Source organism: Martinezella multihospitum (assembly GCF_900094585.1).
Taxonomy (GTDB): Bacteria; Pseudomonadota; Alphaproteobacteria; order Rhizobiales; family Rhizobiaceae; genus Rhizobium; species Rhizobium multihospitium.
Genome location: NZ_FMAG01000006.1, coordinates 174,936 through 192,879, shown reverse-complemented (window position 1 = coordinate 192,879; position 17,944 = coordinate 174,936). Strand labels below are relative to the sequence as shown.

The following is a 17,944-nucleotide window of genomic DNA, read 5'->3' as shown; positions in this document are numbered from 1 at the left end:
CCACTCACTGACCGAGCGTAACCAGCATCTCCAGCGCCGTCTTTAGCGTGGCGAGCCGAACTTGGTCGCGGCCGATATCGCCATAACGCATTTCATGGTGGATGAGTGCGCCGCTGCGTGCCTTGGCAGCGAGGTGGACGAGTCCGACCGGCTTTTCCGCTGAGCCGCCGCCGGGGCCGGCAATACCGGTCACCGCGACGGCAAAATCGGCGCGGGAGCGGAAGAGGGCGCCGTGCACCATCTGCAACGCCGTTTCCTTCGACACCGCGCCAAATTGCGCCAGCGTCTGCTCCTGGACGCCGAGCATCTCCATCTTGGCGGTGTTGGTGTAGGTGACGAAGCCGCGATCGACTACGGCCGAAGAGCCTGGAATTTCCGTCAGCGCGCCAGCGATCAGCCCGCCGGTGCAGGATTCGGCTGTCGCGACCATCCAGCCCTTTGCCGTGAAGTCAGCCACGATCTTTTGCGCCAGCGCGATAATCTCATCGGGAAAATGCATTATGCCTTGCCTCCGCGATAAACGACGGTTGCGGTCGCGATGGCTGCAATGCCTTCGCGGCGGCCGACGAAGCCAATCTTCTCGTTTGTCGTTGCCTTGACCGAACACCGATCGATGCTGATGCCAAGAAATTCGGAGAGCTTGGCGCGCATGACGTCGCGGTGCGGCCCGACCTTCGGCGCTTCGGCGATCAGCGAGACATCCGCATTCATGATGGTGCCGCCGCGCTCGCGCACGATCTTTGCCGCGTGTTCGATGAAAATGCGCGAGGGTGCGCCCTTCCATTGCGGGTCGGAGGGCGGGAAATGATCGCCGATATCGCCGGCGCCGCAGGTGGCGAGCAAGGCGTCCGTCAGGGCATGCAGCGCGACATCGGCGTCAGAATGCCCCTTCAGCTTCTGGTCATGCGGAATGAAGACGCCGCAAAGGGTAACACCATCGCCGGGCTCCAGCTGGTGGACGTCATAGCCGTTGCCGGTGCGTACGTCGGGCAGCAGGCCTGCACTCAACTTTTCATCGGCCATGGCAATATCCCTCTTGATCGTCAGTTTTACATTGTCGGCGCTGCCGGTCACGAGCGTCACTGGCAGATTGCACCATTCCGCGATGGCGGCGTCGTCGGTAAAGTCCGTTCTGCCATCGCCGGCTGCTTTTTCATGCGCGGCAAGAATATCGGCGAAGCGGAAGGACTGCGGCGTCTGCGCGGCGTGCAGCCCGGCGCGCGGCACGGTGTCGACCACCAGCCCGTCCGCATCGCTGCGCTTCAGCGTGTCGGTGACAGGCATGGCGGGTAGCACGGCGGGTGCGCCGGCGGCGAGGGCTGCGGCAACACGATCCAGCAGATCATGGTCGAAGAAGGGGCGCACGGCATCATGGATCATCACATGCGGCACGCCGCTGTCCTTCAGCTGCCGAAGTCCTGCGAGCACGGATTGCTGACGGGTCGCGCCGCCAAAGGCGATCTCGACTTCGGGCAAGCCGGCAACCTGGTCGAATGCTGCCCGGAGCAGCTTTTCATCGTCGCGATGGATGACGACGACAATCTTCGATGCCTGCGGCCATGTCACGAATTTTTCAAGCGTATGCGCAATAACCGCTCTGCCGCCGATCGGGCGATATTGCTTGGGGCCTTCTTCCGGAGAGCCTGCCCGTTCGCCGCGCCCGGCGGCAACGATCACGATTCCCACCGACAGCGGTTGCTTTGAATGCATTTGCGTCATAAACCCCCGAAGGCTGAAAGGCGCCGTCTGTGGCATGGCTTTGAAAAGCGTAGAGCTTTCCTTTGAACAAGCACATGCTAAATAGATCGCCAAAACGGGACCCTGTTCCAGCAGGGTCTATCGCCTCAACTGAGTATTTTCCAGCATCTGCCCAAAAAATATCGGGATTCGTCGAAACCCCTTGGCAAACTTTCAAAGCGTGTCTAAAAATAGTGCAGATGTATGGTGTGCCCGAAAGATAATCATTTGCTTTCTTCCAAGCTTGCAGCTCCATTTTCCATCGGATCCGTGCCTATCCGAAATCGCGTGATTCTTGCACCGATGTCGGGCGTGACCGATCTTCCCTTCCGGCAGCTCGCTTTGCGCTACGGCGCCGGTCTGGTCGTCACGGAAATGGTGGCAAGCCGTGAGCTCGTGCAGGATACAGCAGAATCTTGGGCGCGCCTGAAGAGCGCCGGATTGAAGCCGCATATGGTGCAGCTCGCCGGCCGTGAAGCGCATTGGATGGCCGAGGCGGCAAGGATCGCTGCGGATAATGGCGCCGATATCATCGATATCAATATGGGGTGCCCGGCGAAGAAGGTCATTGGCGGCTATTCCGGTTCGGCACTGATGCGCGATCCGGATCACGCGCTGACCTTGATTGAAGCGACCGTCCGTGCGGTGAGCATCCCCGTGACGCTGAAGATGAGGCTCGGCTGGGACGAAAATTCCATCAACGCGCCTCATATCGCGCGCCGGGCCGAAGAGGCCGGCATTCAGCTCGTCACCATTCATGGCCGAACGCGCATGCAATTCTACGAGGGCAGGGCGGATTGGGATGCGATCCGCGCCGTGCGCGGAGTCATCTCCATTCCGCTTGTTGCCAATGGTGATGTCGAAACGGCTGAAGATGCGCAGGAAATTCTGCGCCGCTCCGGTGCTGATGCCGTCATGATTGGCCGAGGTTGCCAAGGCCGTCCCTGGCATGCTGGCGTACTGGCCGGTCATCGCGAGCCGGGACGTCAGGAGATCGTGGAAATCGCGCTCGAACACTACCGGATGATGCTGGAGTTCTATGGCGAGGCCGTCGGCATTCGCCACGCCCGCAAGCATCTGGCCTGGTATCTCGATCGATATGCGCCTGCGACGGCAGGGGCTGACAAGGCGAAAATCATGACGTCGAAGGAGAGTAGCGAGGCGGCTGCATCCTTCCATGCCGCGTTGCAGGCAGGTGTTGATCTCGCCCACTGCGTCCAGGAGGCTGCATGACTTCGAAATCCAGCTCCGGCGCCGGTGACAGCCCGGCCAACTCCGTGGCCATGGCCGTTCTCAATGCGATCCAGAACCCTGTCGTCATGGTTGACGAGGCCGGCCTCATTGCCTTTGCCAATTGGGAGGCGGAAGCCTTCTTCGGCGCCAGCGCGTCGCACCTGTCGCGCTACAAGATCTCCAGCTTCATCCCTTTCGGCAGCCCCTTGCTGGCGCTGATCGACCAGGTGCGCGAACGCCGCGCACCAGTGAATGAATACCGCGTCGATCTCAGCTCGCCGCGCCTGGGGCAGGACAAGCTGGTGGACATTTATGTTGCCCCCGTTTCCAGCACGCCTGGTTCGGTCGTGGTGGTGTTCCAGGAACGCTCCATGGCCGACAAGATCGATCGGCAGCTGACGCATCGCGCCGCCGCCCGTTCGGTCACCGGCCTTGCTTCCATGCTGGCGCACGAGATCAAGAATCCGCTCTCGGGCATCCGCGGTGCTGCACAGCTGCTCGAACAGTCGGTCGAGGATGATGATCGCGCGCTGACGCGCCTTATCTGCGACGAGACGGATCGCATCGTCTCGCTCGTCGACCGCATGGAGGTTTTCTCCGACGAGCGGCCGGTCGATCGTGTTCCCGTCAACATCCACTCCGTGCTTGACCACGTGAAGGCCGTTGCCAAGGCTGGCTTTGCCCGCAACATCAAGATTTCCGAGAATTACGACCCCTCACTGCCGGCGGTCTTCGCGAATCGGGATCAGCTGGTGCAAGTCTTCCTCAATCTGGTGAAGAATGCCGCCGAGGCAGTCGGCGACCGCCAGGATGGCGAGATCATGCTGACGACAGCCTATCGTCCCGGCATCCGGCTTTCGGTCGCAGGAACGCGCGAGAAGATCTCGCTGCCGCTGGAATTTTGCGTCATCGACAATGGCCCCGGCGTGCCGGCCGATCTCGTACCGCATCTCTTCGATCCGTTCATCACCACGAAGACGAACGGAACCGGCCTCGGCCTTGCGCTGGTCGCCAAGATCATCGGTGACCACGGCGGCATTGTCGAATGCGACAGCCAGAACCATCGTACCACTTTCCGTGTTTTGATGCCTGCCTCCAAGGGCATCACCTCAGAAGATGCCCCACTTCCGAACTCTACAGGGACTACTCGATGACAGCCACGATCCTTGTCGCCGATGACGATGCGGCCATCCGCACCGTGCTCAACCAGGCCTTGAGCCGCGCGGGTTACGATGTACGCATCACATCGAACGCCGCCACGCTCTGGCGTTGGGTCTCCGCCGGCGAAGGCGACCTTGTCGTAACCGACGTCGTCATGCCCGACGAAAACGCATTCGATCTGCTGCCGCGCATCAAAAAGGCGAGGCCGGATCTGCCGGTTCTGGTCATGAGTGCGCAGAACACCTTCATGACGGCGATCAAGGCTTCCGAGAAGGGTGCCTACGACTATCTCCCGAAGCCCTTCGACCTGACCGAGCTGATCGCCATTGTCGGTCGTGCTCTGTCCGAACCGAAGCGCAAGCCGGCAAAGATCGATGATGACATGCAGGACGGTATGCCGCTCGTCGGCCGTTCCGCTGCCATGCAGGAAATCTACCGCGTGCTCGCGCGCCTGATGCAGACCGACCTGACGCTGATGATTACCGGCGAATCCGGTACCGGCAAGGAGCTGGTCGCGCGTGCCCTGCATGATTACGGCAAGCGCCGCAACGGTCCCTTTGTGGCCATCAACATGGCTGCTATCCCGCGCGACCTGATCGAATCCGAACTGTTCGGCCACGAGAAGGGCGCCTTCACCGGCGCGCAGACCCGCTCGACCGGACGCTTCGAGCAGGCCGAAGGCGGCACGCTGTTCCTCGATGAAATCGGCGACATGCCGATGGATGCGCAAACGCGCCTGCTGCGCGTCCTGCAGCAGGGCGAATATACGACCGTCGGCGGCCGCACCCCGATCCGCACCGATGTCCGCATCGTCGCCGCCACCAACAAGGACCTGAAGCAGGCGATCAATCAGGGCCTCTTCCGCGAGGATCTCTATTACCGCCTCAACGTCGTGCCGCTGCGCCTGCCGCCGCTGCGCGACCGCGCCGAGGATATTCCCGATCTGGTGCGCCATTTCATTCAGCAGGCTGAAAAGGAAGGCCTGGGCTCCAAGCGTTTTGACCAGGAAGCGCTCGAGCTGATGAAGGCTTACCCCTGGCCGGGCAACGTCCGTGAGCTAGAAAACCTCATTCGCCGCTTGATGGCGCTCTATCCGCAGGATGTCATCACCAAGGAGATCATCGACGCTGAGCTGCGCGCCGACGTGCCCGACAGCCCTATCGAGAAGGGGCCGGTCCGCACCGGTACGATGACCATAGCCCAGGCGGTGGAAGAGAACATGCGGACCTATTTTGCCGGTTTCGGCGAAAATCTGCCGCCGCCGGGTCTCTACGATCGCGTGTTGACTGAAATGGAATACCCGTTAATCCTCGCTGCCCTGACCGCCACACGCGGCAATCAGATCAAGGCGGCCGATCTTTTAGGCCTGAATCGCAATACGCTGCGCAAAAAGATCAGAGAACTGGGTGTTTCGGTTTACAGAAGCTCCCGTACGGCTTGACAACGCAATCCGATGCGTTGCATTTTCGCCACAATGCGTTGCTTAAAGGTCACGCAGCAGATTCGTCGTTTTTGCGGTGGCGATTCATCTGGCCCACTCTCGTCAGAACGAGAGTTCGTCTGATTTTTCAACTTGTTGCAAAAGTGACATGAAGTAAAGGTTTCGCTTCCAAGCGAAACCGGACGACAGTTCCCGCCTCTGCTTGTCGCTCGCACCCGTGCCCAATAGTGGCCGTGCGATTCGACCAGGGCGCCGACCGTCGCTCGGGCGTGGAGATTGATGGGAATGATGCAGGACGCGGTGTCGCCGGCGGCGAGCGACGAGGCGGTTGTCAAGGTGACGGACCGTCGTGCTTCCTTTGCCCTACCTGGTCTGATCCTGGCCGGCGGCGCTCTTCTGTGCGCCATCGCGACCTTGCTGATGCTTCTCGGGCTGACGCCGATTGCTCCGACCTCCTCGGTCGTCTTCACCTCTGTTGTCATCAACGGCCTCTTCGTGCTGGGACTGATTGCGCTGATCGCCCGCGAAGTGGCGCGGCTGATGAAGGCGCGCAGCCGCGGCCGCGCGGCAGCCCGCCTGCATATCCGCATCGTCGTCCTTTTCTCGATCGTGGCGATCACGCCGGCCATCCTCGTCGCCATCGTCGCCAGCCTGACGCTCAATGTCGGCCTCGACCGCTGGTTCGGCGTGCGCACGCAGCAGATCATCAGCTCCTCGCAGAATGTCGCGCAGGCCTATCTGATGGAGAATGCGAGCTATCTGCAGGGTCAAACCGTCTCGATGGCGAATGACCTGGAGCGCAACCGCTCGCTCTTCAACCTTGATCGCACCGGTTTTGCCGATCTGATGACCCGGCAGGCGCGGGGACGTGGCTTGCTGGGCGCCTTTCTCGTGCGCCGCGACGGCACCGCCATCGTCCAGGCCGATATCAAGACCGAACGCCCGCTGCCGGCCATCCCGAAGGATGCGCTTGATTCCTCCGCCAATGGTCAGCCGACGCTCATCCCGCCAGGGGTGACCAATCTTGTCGGCGCGGTCATCAAGCTCGATGAGATCCCTGGTTCGTTCCTCTATACCGTGCGTGCCGTCGACCCGCGTGTCATGAATGCCATGCGCATGGTCGAAGACAACACCGTCGAATACAAGGCGATGGAAGCCGGCCGCATGTCGCTTCAGATCGCCTTTGCCGTCCTCTATATCGGCTTTGCTTTGATCGTGCTTTTGGCGGCAATCTGGACCGCGATTGCGATTGCTGACCGCATCGTGCGGCCGATCCGCCTTCTTATCAGCGCTGCGGACAATGTCGCCTCGGGCAATATGAACGTGCTGGTGCCGGTACGCTCGGCCGATGGCGATGTCGGCAGCCTGTCGCGCACCTTCAACAAGATGATTTCCGAAATTCGCACCCAGCGTGACGAAATCCTTGAGGCGAAGGACGAGGTCGATGACCGCCGCCGCTTCATCGAGGCGGTGCTCTCAGGCGTGACGGCGGCCGTGATCGGTGTCGAGCATGATCGGCGCATCACCATCGTCAACACCTCGGCCGAAGATCTGCTGACGCTGAAGAGCGACGAGCTTATCGGCAAAAACCTGTCGGACATCGCCCCCGAGGTCGAGCAGGTCGTCACGGAAGCGACGACGCGCCATCGCAGCGATTTCCGCAAGCAGATCAGCCTTGTTCGCGGCGGAACGGTCCGTACGCTCAGCGTTCAGGTGACGCGCGAGGAATCACGCGATGCCAATGAATCCTATGTGATCACGCTCGACGATATCACCGATCTGGTCATCGCGCAGCGTTCGACGGCCTGGGCCGACGTCGCGCGCCGTATCGCGCATGAGATCAAGAACCCGCTGACGCCGATCCAGCTTTCCGCCGAGCGCATCCGCCGCCGGTTCGGCAAGAACATCGCCGATGCCGACCGTCCGGTCTTCGACCAATGCACGGATACGATCATCCGGCAGGTGGGGGATATCGGCCGCATGGTCGATGAGTTCTCCTCTTTCGCCCGCATGCCGAAGCCGACCATGGAGCCGACCGACCTGCGCGATATTTTGCGCGATGCCGTCTTCCTGCGCGAAATGGGCAACAATCACGTCAAATTCGAGCGTGAGCTGGGCGATGAACGACTGGAGGGCATGTTCGATGCCCGCATGCTCGGCCAGGCCTTCGGCAATCTCATCAAGAATGCCGTCGAGGCGATCGAGGGCGTACCGAGCGATCAGGCGCGCGAGCAGCCGAAAATCCTGGTGCGTTCGTCTTTGGACCCGGAGCGCGATCGCTTCACGGTCGATGTCATCGACAATGGCCGCGGTCTGCCGGTCGAGAACCGGCACAGCATTCTCGAACCCTACATGACGATGCGCGAGAAGGGCACCGGCCTCGGCCTCGCCATCGTCAAGAAGATCATTGAAGACCATGGCGGGCAGATCGAACTCCACGATGCGCCGGCCGATTTCGACCAGGGCAGGGGGGCCATGATCCGCGTGCATCTGCCGCGCCGTGAGCAGGCCGCCGTCGCCCCGACAGCAAGTGACAAGGAAAGCGTCTATGGCATCTGACATTCTCGTAGTGGATGACGAGGAAGACATTCGCGAAATCGTTTCGGGAATTCTTTCGGATGAAGGGCACGAAACCCGCACTGCGCATGATAGCGACAGCGCGCTCGCCGCAATTTCCGATCGTGCGCCACGGCTGATCTTCCTCGATATCTGGATGCAGGGCAGCAAGCTCGATGGTCTGGCGCTATTGGACGAGATCAAGGCGCGCCATCCGGAGCTGCCCGTAGTCATGATTTCGGGTCATGGCAATATCGAGACGGCCGTTTCCGCGATCAAGCGCGGCGCCTTCGATTTCATCGAGAAGCCGTTCAAGGCTGATCGCCTCATCCTGATCGCCGAGCGCGCCTTGGAAAATTCCAAGCTGAAGCGTGAAGTCTCCGAGCTGAAGCGCCGCACCGGTGACGCCGTAGAATTGATCGGCACGTCGGTTGCCGTTTCGCAGCTGCGCCAGACGATCGACAAAGTGTCGCCTACCAACAGCCGCATCATGATCTTCGGTCCGTCGGGCTCCGGCAAGGAGCTGGTGGCCCGGATGATCCACAAGAAATCGACCCGCGCAAACGGCCCCTTCGTGGCGCTGAATGCGGCGACCATCACGCCCGAGCGCATGGAAGTCGCCCTGTTCGGCACCGAAGGCTCGCCGGGGCAGGCCCGCAAGATCGGTGCCCTGGAAGAAGCCCATCGCGGCATTCTCTATCTCGATGAAGTCGGCGAAATGCCGCGCGAGACGCAGAACAAGATTCTGCGCGTGCTTGTCGATCAGCAGTTCGAGCGCGTCGGCGGTTCGAAGCGCGTGAAGGTGGATGTGCGTATCATCTCGTCCACGGCCTATAATCTTGAAAGCCGTATTGCTGAAAGCTTGTTCCGTGAGGACCTCTATCATCGTCTGGCCGTTGTGCCCGTGCGCGTGCCTGCCCTTGCCGAGCGCAGGGAGGACATTCCATTCCTTGTCGACCAGCTGATGCGCCAGATTTCCGAGCAAGCTGGCATCCGCCCGCGCCGGATCGGCGATGACGCCATGGCCGTGCTGCAGGCGCATGACTGGCCCGGCAACATCCGCCAGCTGCGCAACAATATCGAGCGTCTGATGATCCTGGCGCGCTCGGATGGCGCGGATACGCCGATCACGGCGGAAATGCTGCCGACCGATCTTGGCGACATGCTGCCGAAGGTCTCCGCCAAGAATGACTATCACATCATGACGCTGCCGCTGCGTGAAGCGCGTGAAATGTTCGAGCGCGATTATCTCATCGCCCAGATCAACCGCTTCGGTGGCAATATCTCGCGCACGGCGGAATTTGTCGGCATGGAGCGTTCGGCGCTGCACCGGAAGCTGAAGTCGTTGGGCGTCTGATCGGTCGCCCGGCATCTCAAACAATGCAGAATTTGGGTCAGGGGCTTCCATGCCGAGAATAGCTTATGTCAACGGCCGCTACATCAAGCACAGCGATGCCATGGTGCATATCGAGGATCGTGGCTATCAGTTCGCCGATGGCGTCTATGAGGTGTGCGAGGTTCGTCATGGCATGATCGTCGACATGACGCGCCATCTCGATCGCCTCAACCGTTCACTGAGCGAGCTGCGGATCGCCTGGCCGATGACGCGTCAGGCATTGGCGCTGGTGATTCGCGAGACCTTGCGCCGCAATTATGTTCGCAACGGCCTGTTCTATTTGCAGGTGACGCGCGGCGTCGCCCGGCGCGATCATGTCTTCCCGCCGGCCGGCACGCCGTCCTCGATCGTCGTCACCGCCAAGAGCACCGATCAGTCCGTGATCGCCATGAAGAATGCCAATGGCATCAAGGCGATCACCGTTCGCGACAATCGCTGGGATCGGGTGGATATCAAGTCGGTTGGCCTGCTTCCGAATGCCATGGCCCGCCAGCAGGCCAAGGAGGCCGGCGCGCAAGAGGCAATCTATATCGACCACAACGGCATGGTGAAGGAAGGGGCCGCGACCAACGTCTGGATCGTCGATCACGACGGGAATCTCGTCACCCGCCCGGCCGAGCATGGCATCCTGCGCGGCATCACGCGCACGACGTTGATGGACGTCGCAGCCAAGCTCGATGTGACGATCGTCGAGCGATTCTTCTCGGTCGAGGAGATGATGAAGGCCCGCGAAGTCTTCATTACAGCGGCGACAAGTATCTGTTTTCCGGTCGTTTCTATCGATGGAGAGACGATTGCGAACGGCCATCCCGGCAGCATGTCACAGAAAATTCGTGAAGCCTTTTTCGACGTTGCGGAAAAGACTGCGATTTGATACCAACATTCGCTGGGGGGAGAGAATGAGGGTATCTCCCGTCCGGGACCTCTGTATATCATGACATTTAACCGGCTCAGGTCGGCAAAAAAGAAAGAAGCGGCGCGATGGCGGAACGTTCTCAGAACTTGCAGGACTTGTTTCTCAATACTGTTCGCAAGCAAAAGATTTCACTGACAATTTTCTTGATTAACGGTGTGAAGCTCACAGGTGTCGTAACCTCCTTCGACAATTTCTGCGTCCTGCTCCGCCGTGATGGCCATTCGCAGCTCGTCTACAAGCATGCGATCTCGACGATCATGCCGGGTCAGCCGATGCAGATGTTCGAGAGCGAAGAAGCCGCATCCTAACCGGGACTAGCCGTTATCACGACACGCGATACCAAAAATGATTCCCTCATCCCGGAGACTGTAAGGCACCGGGATGACATGCGGGCTGTCGTGGTGGTGCCCGTGTTGAAACAGGCCCGCGCGGCACGTGCTGCCCAAGCCGATAATGCCATCTCTGTCACCCGACCGCCCGAAAGCCGGCTGGAAGAGGCAAAAGGGCTTGCGCTCGCCATCGACCTCGATGTGGTGAGTGGTTCCATTGTCCCGATCAACGATCCGCGGCCGGCGACGCTTCTCGGCACAGGCAAGATAGAGGAAATCCTCGCGCTGCTCGACGAGTTCGACGCCGGCCTTGTGATCGTCGATCATCCTTTGACGCCGGTGCAGCAGCGCAACCTCGAGAAGGCCTGGAACGCCAAGGTCATCGACCGCACCGGCCTCATCCTTGAAATCTTCGGCCGACGCGCTTCCACCAAGGAAGGCACGCTGCAGGTCGAGCTGGCGCATCTGAACTATCAGAAGGGCCGACTGGTTCGAAGCTGGACTCACCTTGAGCGCCAGCGTGGTGGTGCCGGCTTCATGGGCGGCCCGGGTGAAACCCAGATCGAAGCCGACCGGCGTATGCTGCAGGAACGAATCATCCGGCTGGAGCGCGAGCTGGAGCAGGTGGTTCGCACCCGCCAGCTTCATCGCGCCAAGCGCAAGAAGGTGCCGCACCCGATCGTGGCCCTGGTCGGCTATACCAATGCCGGCAAGTCGACGCTGTTCAACCGCATCACCGGCGCTGGCGTTCTGGCGGAAGACATGTTGTTTGCGACGCTCGATCCGACGCTGCGCCGCATGAAGCTGCCACATGGCCGTACCGTCATCCTCTCCGACACCGTCGGCTTCATTTCCGACCTGCCGACTCACTTGGTGGCCGCCTTCCGTGCAACGCTGGAAGAGGTGCTGGAAGCCGATCTGATCCTGCATGTCCGCGATCTCTCCGACGACGATAATCAGGTGCAGAGCGCCGACGTCATGCGCATTCTCGGTGATCTCGGCATCGGCGAGGCGGAAGGTGCAGAGCGCATCCTCGAAGTCTGGAACAAGATCGACCGTATGGAGCCGGAAGCGCATGATGCCATCGTGCAGAAGGCGTCGACGGCGGAAAACGTTATTGCCGTTTCGGCGAAGAGCGGCGAGGGCGTCGATCGCCTGATGGATGAAATCAGTCGCCGTCTTTCCGGCGTGTTGACGGAAACGACGATCACGCTGCCTGTGGAAAAGCTGGCGCTACTGCCCTGGCTCTACAATCATGCCATCGTCGACAACCGCGAAGACAACGAGGACGGCACGGTCACGCTCGAGGTTCGCCTGACCGAAACCGAGGCGGTGGAACTTGAGCGGCGCATGGGCAACGGCCCGAAGCCGCAGCGTGAGGATTGGGAATAGGCGGGTAAGCGGCCTTACGCCGTTTTCGCGCCCAGCAACTGCCGCTCGATGGCCTTTGCCGACTGCCAGATCTCTTCCATCCGCTCGAGCGAGGCGCCTTCCAGCGTCTCGCCTTCCGCGCCTAGCGTCGTCTCGATGTGATGGAAGCGGCGGCGGAATTTGGTGTTCGTGCCGCGCAGAGCCTGTTCCGGATCGGTGTTCACATGCCGGCCGATGTTGACGACGGCGAAGATCAGGTCGCCGAGCTCGTCGCTGACCTTGGCCTTGTCGCCACTTGCGAGTGCTACCCGCAATTCGCCGATCTCCTCCTCGATCTTGTCGAGGATCGGTTCAGGCGCCGACCAGTCGAAGCCGACCTTGGCGGCGCGTTCCTGCAATTTCAGCGCCTCGGTCAAGGCAGGGAAGGTGCGCTGCACCGAGCCCAGGAATCCGGCCTTGAAATCTTCGGTAATGCCGCTCTTGGCGCGGCGTTCAGCCCGTTCGCGCTTCTCCTCGGCCTTGATCCGATCCCATTGCAGCGTCACGGCATCCTCGGTCTTGGCGTCCGAGACGGCAAAGACATGCGGATGGCGTCGGATCATCTTGCGGCTGATGGCGTGCACGACGTCGCCGAAGGAAAATGCACCGGCTTCCTCCGCGATCCGCGAATGAAAGACGACCTGCAACAGCAGGTCACCGAGCTCGTCGCAGAGATCGTCATTATCCTTGCGCTCGATCGCATCGGCCACCTCATATGCTTCTTCGATCGTGTAGGGCTTGATGGTCTCGAAGGTCTGGACGATGTCCCAAGGGCAACCGGTTTCGGGATTTCGCAGCGCCGCCATGATGTCAATCAGGCCGGAAATGTCTCGCGATGCTTCCATCATTGCCTCGGGTCTTGCTCTGTCAATTCAAGGGAATGTCGTTGCTGCCCTTCGACGCCTGATAGTTGTCGGAGAGACGAGCATAGGCCTGCTTAATACGCGCCGTCTGCTCTTTCAATTCGCTTTTGCGTGGATCCTCTTCGGTTTCCACCAGATCGGCGATGGCAAAGCTCTTCCAGAATGCATTCTGGCGGCGGTAGCCGCCCGGCTCCAGGCCGAAGACCTCCTTCAGAATCTTGAGATCGTGCGGGATCGCAAAGGCATCCCGGGAGTCCTCATGGCTGAAGAAATAGTAGTAATTGTCGAAGCCGGCCCAGGTGATGGCCGACATGCACATAGTGCAGGGCTCATGGGTCGACAGGAAGATCAGATCCTTGGTGGCAGGCTTTTCGCCGAGTTCGTAGAAGCGCTTGAGAGCGTGGACTTCACCGTGCCAAAGCGGGTTTTCCAGCTCATTGTTGGTTTCCGCGATGACGAGCGAAAGGTCGGATTTGCGCAGGATGGCGGCGCCGAAGACCTTGTTGCCAGTGGCGACGCCCTTGCGGGTCAGGGGCAGGATGTCGTGCTCGACGACGTTGAGAAGGCGTGCAGCGATGCTATTGTCAGGCAAGGGGTTTCCTCCAGCGATTTTCGCTGCAGTCTAACGGGGTTGGAAATGCGGCGGTATGCGCAAATAAGTTAAAGACTATGTTCGCCAGAGGCAATAAAGCAATCCGCCGATGCCGCTGAATCGTAAAAATCTATAGATTTTATATATTTATTGCAATCTGCTTGCCTGGTGAGTTTTGCTCAAATCCCGTAGATGTCGAGCAAAAGAATACGCGCTTGCCTGAGCATTAGAATTCTGTTTCTTCAATCTCTTGGCCGCAGAGGCGATATTCGGCAAACCTTGAAGTGGAATAGCGATGCCTCCCAAGACTGAACAGCTTTCGGTGTTTCCCGCCTTCTTTCGCGTAGAAGGAAGGATGACGGCTGTCTTCGGCAATGGCGACGAAGCCTTTGCCAAGGTGCGGCTGCTCATGAACACGCAGGCGAAGATCGTTGCCTTCGTGCAGGCGCCCGAGGCTGATTATCACGCTTTCCTCATCGCCAACCGCATCGAAACCGTACGCGGCGATTTTTCGCCTGATCAGGTCAAGGGCGCGGCGCTTGTTTTTGCTGCCACTGGCGATGCCGAGGCGGATCGCGCGATCGTCGATGCGGCCCGTGCTGAGAAAATTCCGGCAAACGCCGTCGATCAGCCTGATTATTGCGATTTCTATACGCCGGCGCTGGTCAATCGCGCTCCAGTGGCTGTCGCTATCGGCACGGAAGGCGCCGGCCCGGTGCTGGCACAGATGATCCGCGCGCAGATCGACCAGATGCTGCCGCCGTCGCTCGGCAAGCTGGCTGAGCTCGCGACGCGCTTCCGCAAGCCGGTCGAGCGCTTTGTACCGCGCGGCGTTGCCCGCCGCATCTTCTGGCGCCAGTTCTTTTCGGGTCCCGTTGCCGATGCCGTCAATGCCGGCCTTGTCTCGCAGGCGGAGCAGGCAGCCGATGAGTTGCTGCAGTCCTCGCGTGACGTCGACGGCCACGTGTGGCTGGTCGGCGCAGGTCCCGGCGCTGAAGACCTGCTGACGCTACGTGCCCAGCGCGTGATGATGGAGGCCGATGTCATCGTCTATGACGCGCTTGTCCCGCAGGCGATCGTCGATATGGGTCGCCGCGATGCCGAGCGCCTGTCGGTCGGCAAGCGCAAGGGGTGCCACAGCAAGTCGCAGGAAGAGATCAACGATCTGCTGGTGCAGCTTGGCCGCGAAGGCAAGCGTGTCGTTCGGCTGAAGTCGGGCGATCCGCTGGTTTATGGCCGAGCCGGCGAGGAAATGGCCGCACTGCGCGCCGCCGGCATCGGCTATGAGATCGTTCCAGGCATCACCTCGGCCTTTGCTGCCGCTGCCGACTTCGAACTGCCGCTGACGTTGCGCGGTGTTGCCTCGTCGCTGGTCTTCACGACGGGTCACGATCTCACAGGCGATGTGTTGCCTGATTGGGCAAGCCTCGCCGTATCCGGCGCCACGATTGCCGTGTATATGGGGCGCACGGTTGCTGCGTCCGTCGCCGGTCGCCTGATGCAGGCCGGCCTGCCGCCCGAGACGACCGTTGCCATCATCGAGAATGCCAGCCGCCGCGACCGCCGCCTGATGCACGGCATATTGCGCGATCTGCCTGATCTCGAGCATCGCGATGAATTGAGCGGTCCGGTCATGGTCATTATCGGCGATGCCGTCGCCGGCGCGAATTTCGAACAATCCGAGCCGCTGGTCCGTCGCGAGACCGTCGCTCAAGACTATGCAAGGAGCTGATTGATGGTCGACAAGGTTTTGACCGCAAACCGGCTCACCGATGGCGTCGCCGTTTGGCTGAACGCAAATGGTGAGTGGACGTTATCGCTGCAGGAAGCGCTTGTCGCTCGCCATGCCGAAGCGGAAGCCGCTCTGGAAGCGATCGGTAAGCAGGCCTATGCCGACAACAAGGTTGTCGACGTCAATCTGATCGACGTGCAGGAAACCGGTGGCAAGCTTTGGCCGCTGCGCCTGCGCGAGCGTATCCGCGCCGAAGGCCCCACCATGGAATACGCGCCGGGCTACGCCGCGGCCGATCCCGATTTCATTGCCGTCTGAGAAGCCCCGAGGAAGTCATGTATCGTTACGATGAATTCGACCACGCCTTTGTTGCGGAACGGGTTGCCCAGTTCCGCGATCAGGTGGAGCGACGCCTCTCGGGTGAGCTGTCCGAAGATGCCTTCAAGCCGCTGCGCCTGATGAACGGCGTCTATCTGCAGCTGCATGCCTATATGCTGCGCATCGCCATCCCCTACGGCACGCTGAGCTCGCGCCAGATGCGCATGCTCGCCCATGTCGCTCGCACCTACGACCGCGGTTATGGCCATTTCACCACGCGCCAGAACCTGCAGTTCAACTGGCCGAAGTTGTCCGAGATGCCCGATGCGCTGGCCGATCTCGCTTCCGTTGAAATGCACGCCATCCAGACCTCGGGCAATTGCATTCGCAACGTGACGGCTGATCATTTTGCCGGGGCTGCGGCCGATGAAGTCGCCGATCCCAGGCCTTACGCCGAAATCCTGCGTCAGTGGTCGTCCGTGCATCCGGAATTTTCCTTCCTGCCGCGCAAGTTCAAGATCGCGGTGACCGGCGCCGAGCGCGACCGCGCCGCGATCCAGGTGCATGATATCGGTCTGCATCTGAAGAAGAACGACAAGGGCGAGATTGGCTTTGCCGTTTACGTCGGCGGTGGGCAGGGCCGTACCCCGCTCATTGCCAAACTGATCCGCGACTTCCTGCCGGAAGAAGATCTCCTGTCCTACACGACGGCGATCATGCGCGTTTACAATCTGCATGGCCGCCGCGACAACAAGTACAAGGCGCGCATCAAGATCCTCGTGCACGAAACCGGCGCCGAAGAACTGGCACGCCAGGTCGAAGTCGAATTCGACAAGCTGAGGAACACCGAACTGAAACTGCCGGAAGCCGACGTTCAGGCGATCTCGGCCTATTTCGCACCGCCGGCACTGCCTGAGCGCGCCGAAGGCTGGGAAAGCCTGGCGCGTTGGAAGAAGGCCGATCCGGCTTTCGCGCGCTGGGTGCAGCAGAACGTACAGCCGCACAAGAACCCGGATTACGGCATGGTGACGATTTCGCTGAAGCCGATCGGCGGCATTCCGGGCGACGCCTCGGACGCGCAGATGGAAGCTGTCGCCGATATCGCCGAGGAATACGCCTTCGACGAAATCCGCGTCAGCCACGAGCAGAACCTCATCCTGCCGCATGTCGCGCTGGCCGATCTCGAAGCCGTCTATCGCGGCCTCGTCGCCATCGGTCTGGAAACGGCCAACGCCGGCCTGATCACGGATATTATTGCCTGTCCCGGTCTCGACTATTGCGCGCTTGCCAATGCGCGCTCCATTCCGGTCGCGCAGGAGATCTCCAGGCGCTTCGGTTCGGCTGAGCGTCAGGCGGAGATCGGCGAGCTGAAGATCAAGATTTCCGGCTGCATCAATGCCTGCGGTCATCACCATATCGGCCACATCGGCCTGCTCGGCGTCGAGAAGAAGGGTGCGGAACTCTATCAGATCACGCTCGGCGGCTCCGGCGACGAGAACACCTCGATCGGCGAGATCATCGGCCGTGGCTTCGAGCCCGACAAGGTGACCGATGCCATCGAGACCATTGTCGATACCTATCTCGGCCTTCGCCTCGATGCTTCAGAAACCTTCCTCGCCGCCTATCGCCGCGTCGGGCCGCAGCCGTTCAAGACCGCGCTCTACGGCGCGTCCTCGTCGGCAGCCGAAGCAGCGTAAGGAGATTGACCATGACCAAGATCTGGCGTGAAACCGGCTTCGTCGACAATGATCCGTGGGTTATCGAGACCGAGGAGGTGAAGGTGGCGGAGACACAGAAGCCGCTGCTTAGCCTCGATGCACTGATCGCGAAAGCCGAAGAAAGCAATGAGGCCGGCCTCGGCGTCGTCATCAAGCCGGCCGACGATGTCACCCGGCTGCAGCCCTATCTCGATCGCCTCGATATTGTGGCGGTTGCCTTTCCGGCCTTCAACGACGGTCGCGCTTTCAGCCATGCCTCGCTGCTGCGCCAACGCCTCGGCTACGCCAATGAGCTGCGCGCTGTAGGGGATGTTTTGATCGACCAGATTCCGTTGATGCTGCGCGTCGGCATCGACAGTTTTGCGGTAACGAATGAGACAGCACTGAAGAGACTTTCGGAAAACCGGCTGCCGGGTATTCCGCATTACTACCAGCCGACGGCGCAGCGTGCCGAAGGTGGACAGGCCTATAGCTGGCGGCGATTGCCAGCAAAGTCGGCCTGACACCGAACGGCTTGCGTTGCGGCAATTTGACAATGTCGG

16 protein-coding genes are annotated in these 17,944 nt (G+C 60.7%); 12 read left to right on the top strand and 4 right to left on the bottom strand.

Going from position 1 to position 17,944, the window contains the following annotated elements; all coding sequences use genetic code 11:
- Nucleotides 1-4: 4 nt before the first annotated feature.
- Nucleotides 5-499 (bottom strand): CinA family protein, encoded by a 495-nt coding sequence (locus GA0061103_RS23690; protein WP_425349534.1) that lies wholly within the window; start codon nt 497-499, stop codon nt 5-7.
- On the bottom strand, nt 499-1,719 hold the full coding sequence (locus GA0061103_RS23685; RefSeq protein WP_092715886.1) for a bifunctional 2-C-methyl-D-erythritol 4-phosphate cytidylyltransferase/2-C-methyl-D-erythritol 2,4-cyclodiphosphate synthase: 1,221 nt from the start codon (nt 1,717-1,719) through the stop codon (nt 499-501). Before GA0061103_RS23685 ends, GA0061103_RS23690 begins: the two co-directional genes overlap by 1 nt.
- Before the next feature lie 222 nt (nt 1,720-1,941).
- Here GA0061103_RS23685 and dusB point away from each other — a divergent pair, with 222 nt between their 5' ends.
- The 8 genes from dusB (at nt 1,942) to hflX (ending at nt 12,161) form a co-directional block, all read left to right on the top strand.
- Entirely contained in the window at nt 1,942-2,970 is a 1,029-nt protein-coding gene (gene dusB, locus GA0061103_RS23680) for a tRNA dihydrouridine synthase DusB (RefSeq protein WP_092715499.1), read from the top strand.
- Nucleotides 2,967-4,124, top strand: coding sequence for a two-component system sensor histidine kinase NtrB (locus GA0061103_RS23675; protein WP_092715498.1), 1,158 nt, complete (start codon nt 2,967-2,969; stop codon nt 4,122-4,124). Before dusB ends, GA0061103_RS23675 begins: the two co-directional genes overlap by 4 nt.
- The gene (ntrC, locus tag GA0061103_RS23670) at nt 4,121-5,572 is read left to right on the top strand and encodes a nitrogen regulation protein NR(I) (RefSeq protein ID WP_092715497.1); all 1,452 of its coding nucleotides are present in this window, start codon (nt 4,121-4,123) and stop codon (nt 5,570-5,572) included. Before GA0061103_RS23675 ends, ntrC begins: the two co-directional genes overlap by 4 nt.
- Before the next feature lie 285 nt (nt 5,573-5,857).
- The gene (locus tag GA0061103_RS23665) at nt 5,858-8,131 is read left to right on the top strand and encodes a sensor histidine kinase NtrY-like (protein WP_092715496.1); all 2,274 of its coding nucleotides are present in this window, start codon (nt 5,858-5,860) and stop codon (nt 8,129-8,131) included.
- Nucleotides 8,121-9,485 carry a nitrogen assimilation response regulator NtrX gene (ntrX, locus tag GA0061103_RS23660; RefSeq protein ID WP_092715495.1) on the top strand — a complete coding sequence of 455 codons (1,365 nt, stop codon included), beginning with the start codon at nt 8,121-8,123 and terminating at the stop codon, nt 9,483-9,485. Before GA0061103_RS23665 ends, ntrX begins: the two co-directional genes overlap by 11 nt.
- A gap of 49 nt (nt 9,486-9,534) precedes the next feature.
- Nucleotides 9,535-10,398 carry a D-amino-acid transaminase gene (locus GA0061103_RS23655; protein ID WP_092715494.1) on the top strand — a complete coding sequence of 288 codons (864 nt, stop codon included), beginning with the start codon at nt 9,535-9,537 and terminating at the stop codon, nt 10,396-10,398.
- Nucleotides 10,399-10,505: 107 nt separating this feature from the next.
- A complete protein-coding gene (gene hfq, locus GA0061103_RS23650; protein WP_003539403.1) occupies nt 10,506-10,748 on the top strand; it encodes an RNA chaperone Hfq in 243 nt (80 codons plus the stop codon).
- 78 nt (nt 10,749-10,826) lie between these two features.
- Nucleotides 10,827-12,161 carry a GTPase HflX gene (hflX, locus tag GA0061103_RS23645; RefSeq protein WP_092715493.1) on the top strand — a complete coding sequence of 445 codons (1,335 nt, stop codon included), beginning with the start codon at nt 10,827-10,829 and terminating at the stop codon, nt 12,159-12,161.
- Between the two features lie 14 nt (nt 12,162-12,175).
- On the opposite strand, the gene mazG is transcribed toward hflX, so the two are convergent.
- Together mazG and GA0061103_RS23635 are read right to left on the bottom strand one after the other, a co-directional pair.
- A complete protein-coding gene (gene mazG / locus GA0061103_RS23640; protein ID WP_092715884.1) occupies nt 12,176-13,024 on the bottom strand; it encodes a nucleoside triphosphate pyrophosphohydrolase in 849 nt (282 codons plus the stop codon).
- Nucleotides 13,025-13,046: 22 nt separating this feature from the next.
- Nucleotides 13,047-13,634 (bottom strand): deaminase, encoded by a 588-nt coding sequence (locus tag GA0061103_RS23635; protein WP_092715492.1) that lies wholly within the window; start codon nt 13,632-13,634, stop codon nt 13,047-13,049.
- A 295-nt stretch (nt 13,635-13,929) separates the two neighbouring features.
- On the opposite strand from GA0061103_RS23635, the gene cysG reads away from it, so the two are divergent.
- From cysG to GA0061103_RS23615, 4 genes are read left to right on the top strand one after another with little or no spacing between them, the layout of a single operon-like run.
- On the top strand, nt 13,930-15,366 hold the full coding sequence (gene cysG, locus GA0061103_RS23630; RefSeq protein ID WP_092715491.1) for a siroheme synthase CysG: 1,437 nt from the start codon (nt 13,930-13,932) through the stop codon (nt 15,364-15,366).
- A gap of 3 nt (nt 15,367-15,369) precedes the next feature.
- Nucleotides 15,370-15,684 carry a DUF2849 domain-containing protein gene (locus GA0061103_RS23625; protein ID WP_092715490.1) on the top strand — a complete coding sequence of 105 codons (315 nt, stop codon included), beginning with the start codon at nt 15,370-15,372 and terminating at the stop codon, nt 15,682-15,684.
- 17 nt (nt 15,685-15,701) lie between these two features.
- Complete coding sequence (locus GA0061103_RS23620; RefSeq protein WP_092715489.1) at nt 15,702-17,381, top strand: nitrite/sulfite reductase; 1,680 nt, start codon at nt 15,702-15,704, stop codon at nt 17,379-17,381.
- Between the two features lie 11 nt (nt 17,382-17,392).
- Nucleotides 17,393-17,905, top strand: coding sequence for a DUF934 domain-containing protein (locus GA0061103_RS23615; protein ID WP_092715488.1), 513 nt, complete (start codon nt 17,393-17,395; stop codon nt 17,903-17,905).
- Nucleotides 17,906-17,944: the final 39 nt, after the last annotated feature.

Excerpts from the sequence above, each read along its gene's own strand:
- GA0061103_RS23690 (WP_425349534.1), bottom strand. The coding sequence starts at position 499 with ATGCATTTTCCCGATGAGATTATCGCGCTGGCGCAAAAGATCGTGGCT.
- GA0061103_RS23685 (WP_092715886.1), bottom strand. The coding sequence starts at position 1,719 with ATGACGCAAATGCATTCAAAGCAACCGCTGTCGGTGGGAATCGTGATC.
- dusB (WP_092715499.1), top strand. The coding sequence starts at position 1,942 with ATGGTGTGCCCGAAAGATAATCATTTGCTTTCTTCCAAGCTTGCAGCT.
- GA0061103_RS23675 (WP_092715498.1), top strand. The coding sequence starts at position 2,967 with ATGACTTCGAAATCCAGCTCCGGCGCCGGTGACAGCCCGGCCAACTCC.
- ntrC (WP_092715497.1), top strand. The coding sequence starts at position 4,121 with ATGACAGCCACGATCCTTGTCGCCGATGACGATGCGGCCATCCGCACC.
- GA0061103_RS23665 (WP_092715496.1), top strand. The coding sequence starts at position 5,858 with ATGATGCAGGACGCGGTGTCGCCGGCGGCGAGCGACGAGGCGGTTGTC.
- ntrX (WP_092715495.1), top strand. The coding sequence starts at position 8,121 with ATGGCATCTGACATTCTCGTAGTGGATGACGAGGAAGACATTCGCGAA.
- GA0061103_RS23655 (WP_092715494.1), top strand. The coding sequence starts at position 9,535 with ATGCCGAGAATAGCTTATGTCAACGGCCGCTACATCAAGCACAGCGAT.
- hfq (WP_003539403.1), top strand. The coding sequence starts at position 10,506 with ATGGCGGAACGTTCTCAGAACTTGCAGGACTTGTTTCTCAATACTGTT.
- hflX (WP_092715493.1), top strand. The coding sequence starts at position 10,827 with ATGCGGGCTGTCGTGGTGGTGCCCGTGTTGAAACAGGCCCGCGCGGCA.
- mazG (WP_092715884.1), bottom strand. The coding sequence starts at position 13,024 with ATGGAAGCATCGCGAGACATTTCCGGCCTGATTGACATCATGGCGGCG.
- cysG (WP_092715491.1), top strand. The coding sequence starts at position 13,930 with ATGCCTCCCAAGACTGAACAGCTTTCGGTGTTTCCCGCCTTCTTTCGC.
- GA0061103_RS23625 (WP_092715490.1), top strand. The coding sequence starts at position 15,370 with ATGGTCGACAAGGTTTTGACCGCAAACCGGCTCACCGATGGCGTCGCC.
- GA0061103_RS23620 (WP_092715489.1), top strand. The coding sequence starts at position 15,702 with ATGTATCGTTACGATGAATTCGACCACGCCTTTGTTGCGGAACGGGTT.
- GA0061103_RS23615 (WP_092715488.1), top strand. The coding sequence starts at position 17,393 with ATGACCAAGATCTGGCGTGAAACCGGCTTCGTCGACAATGATCCGTGG.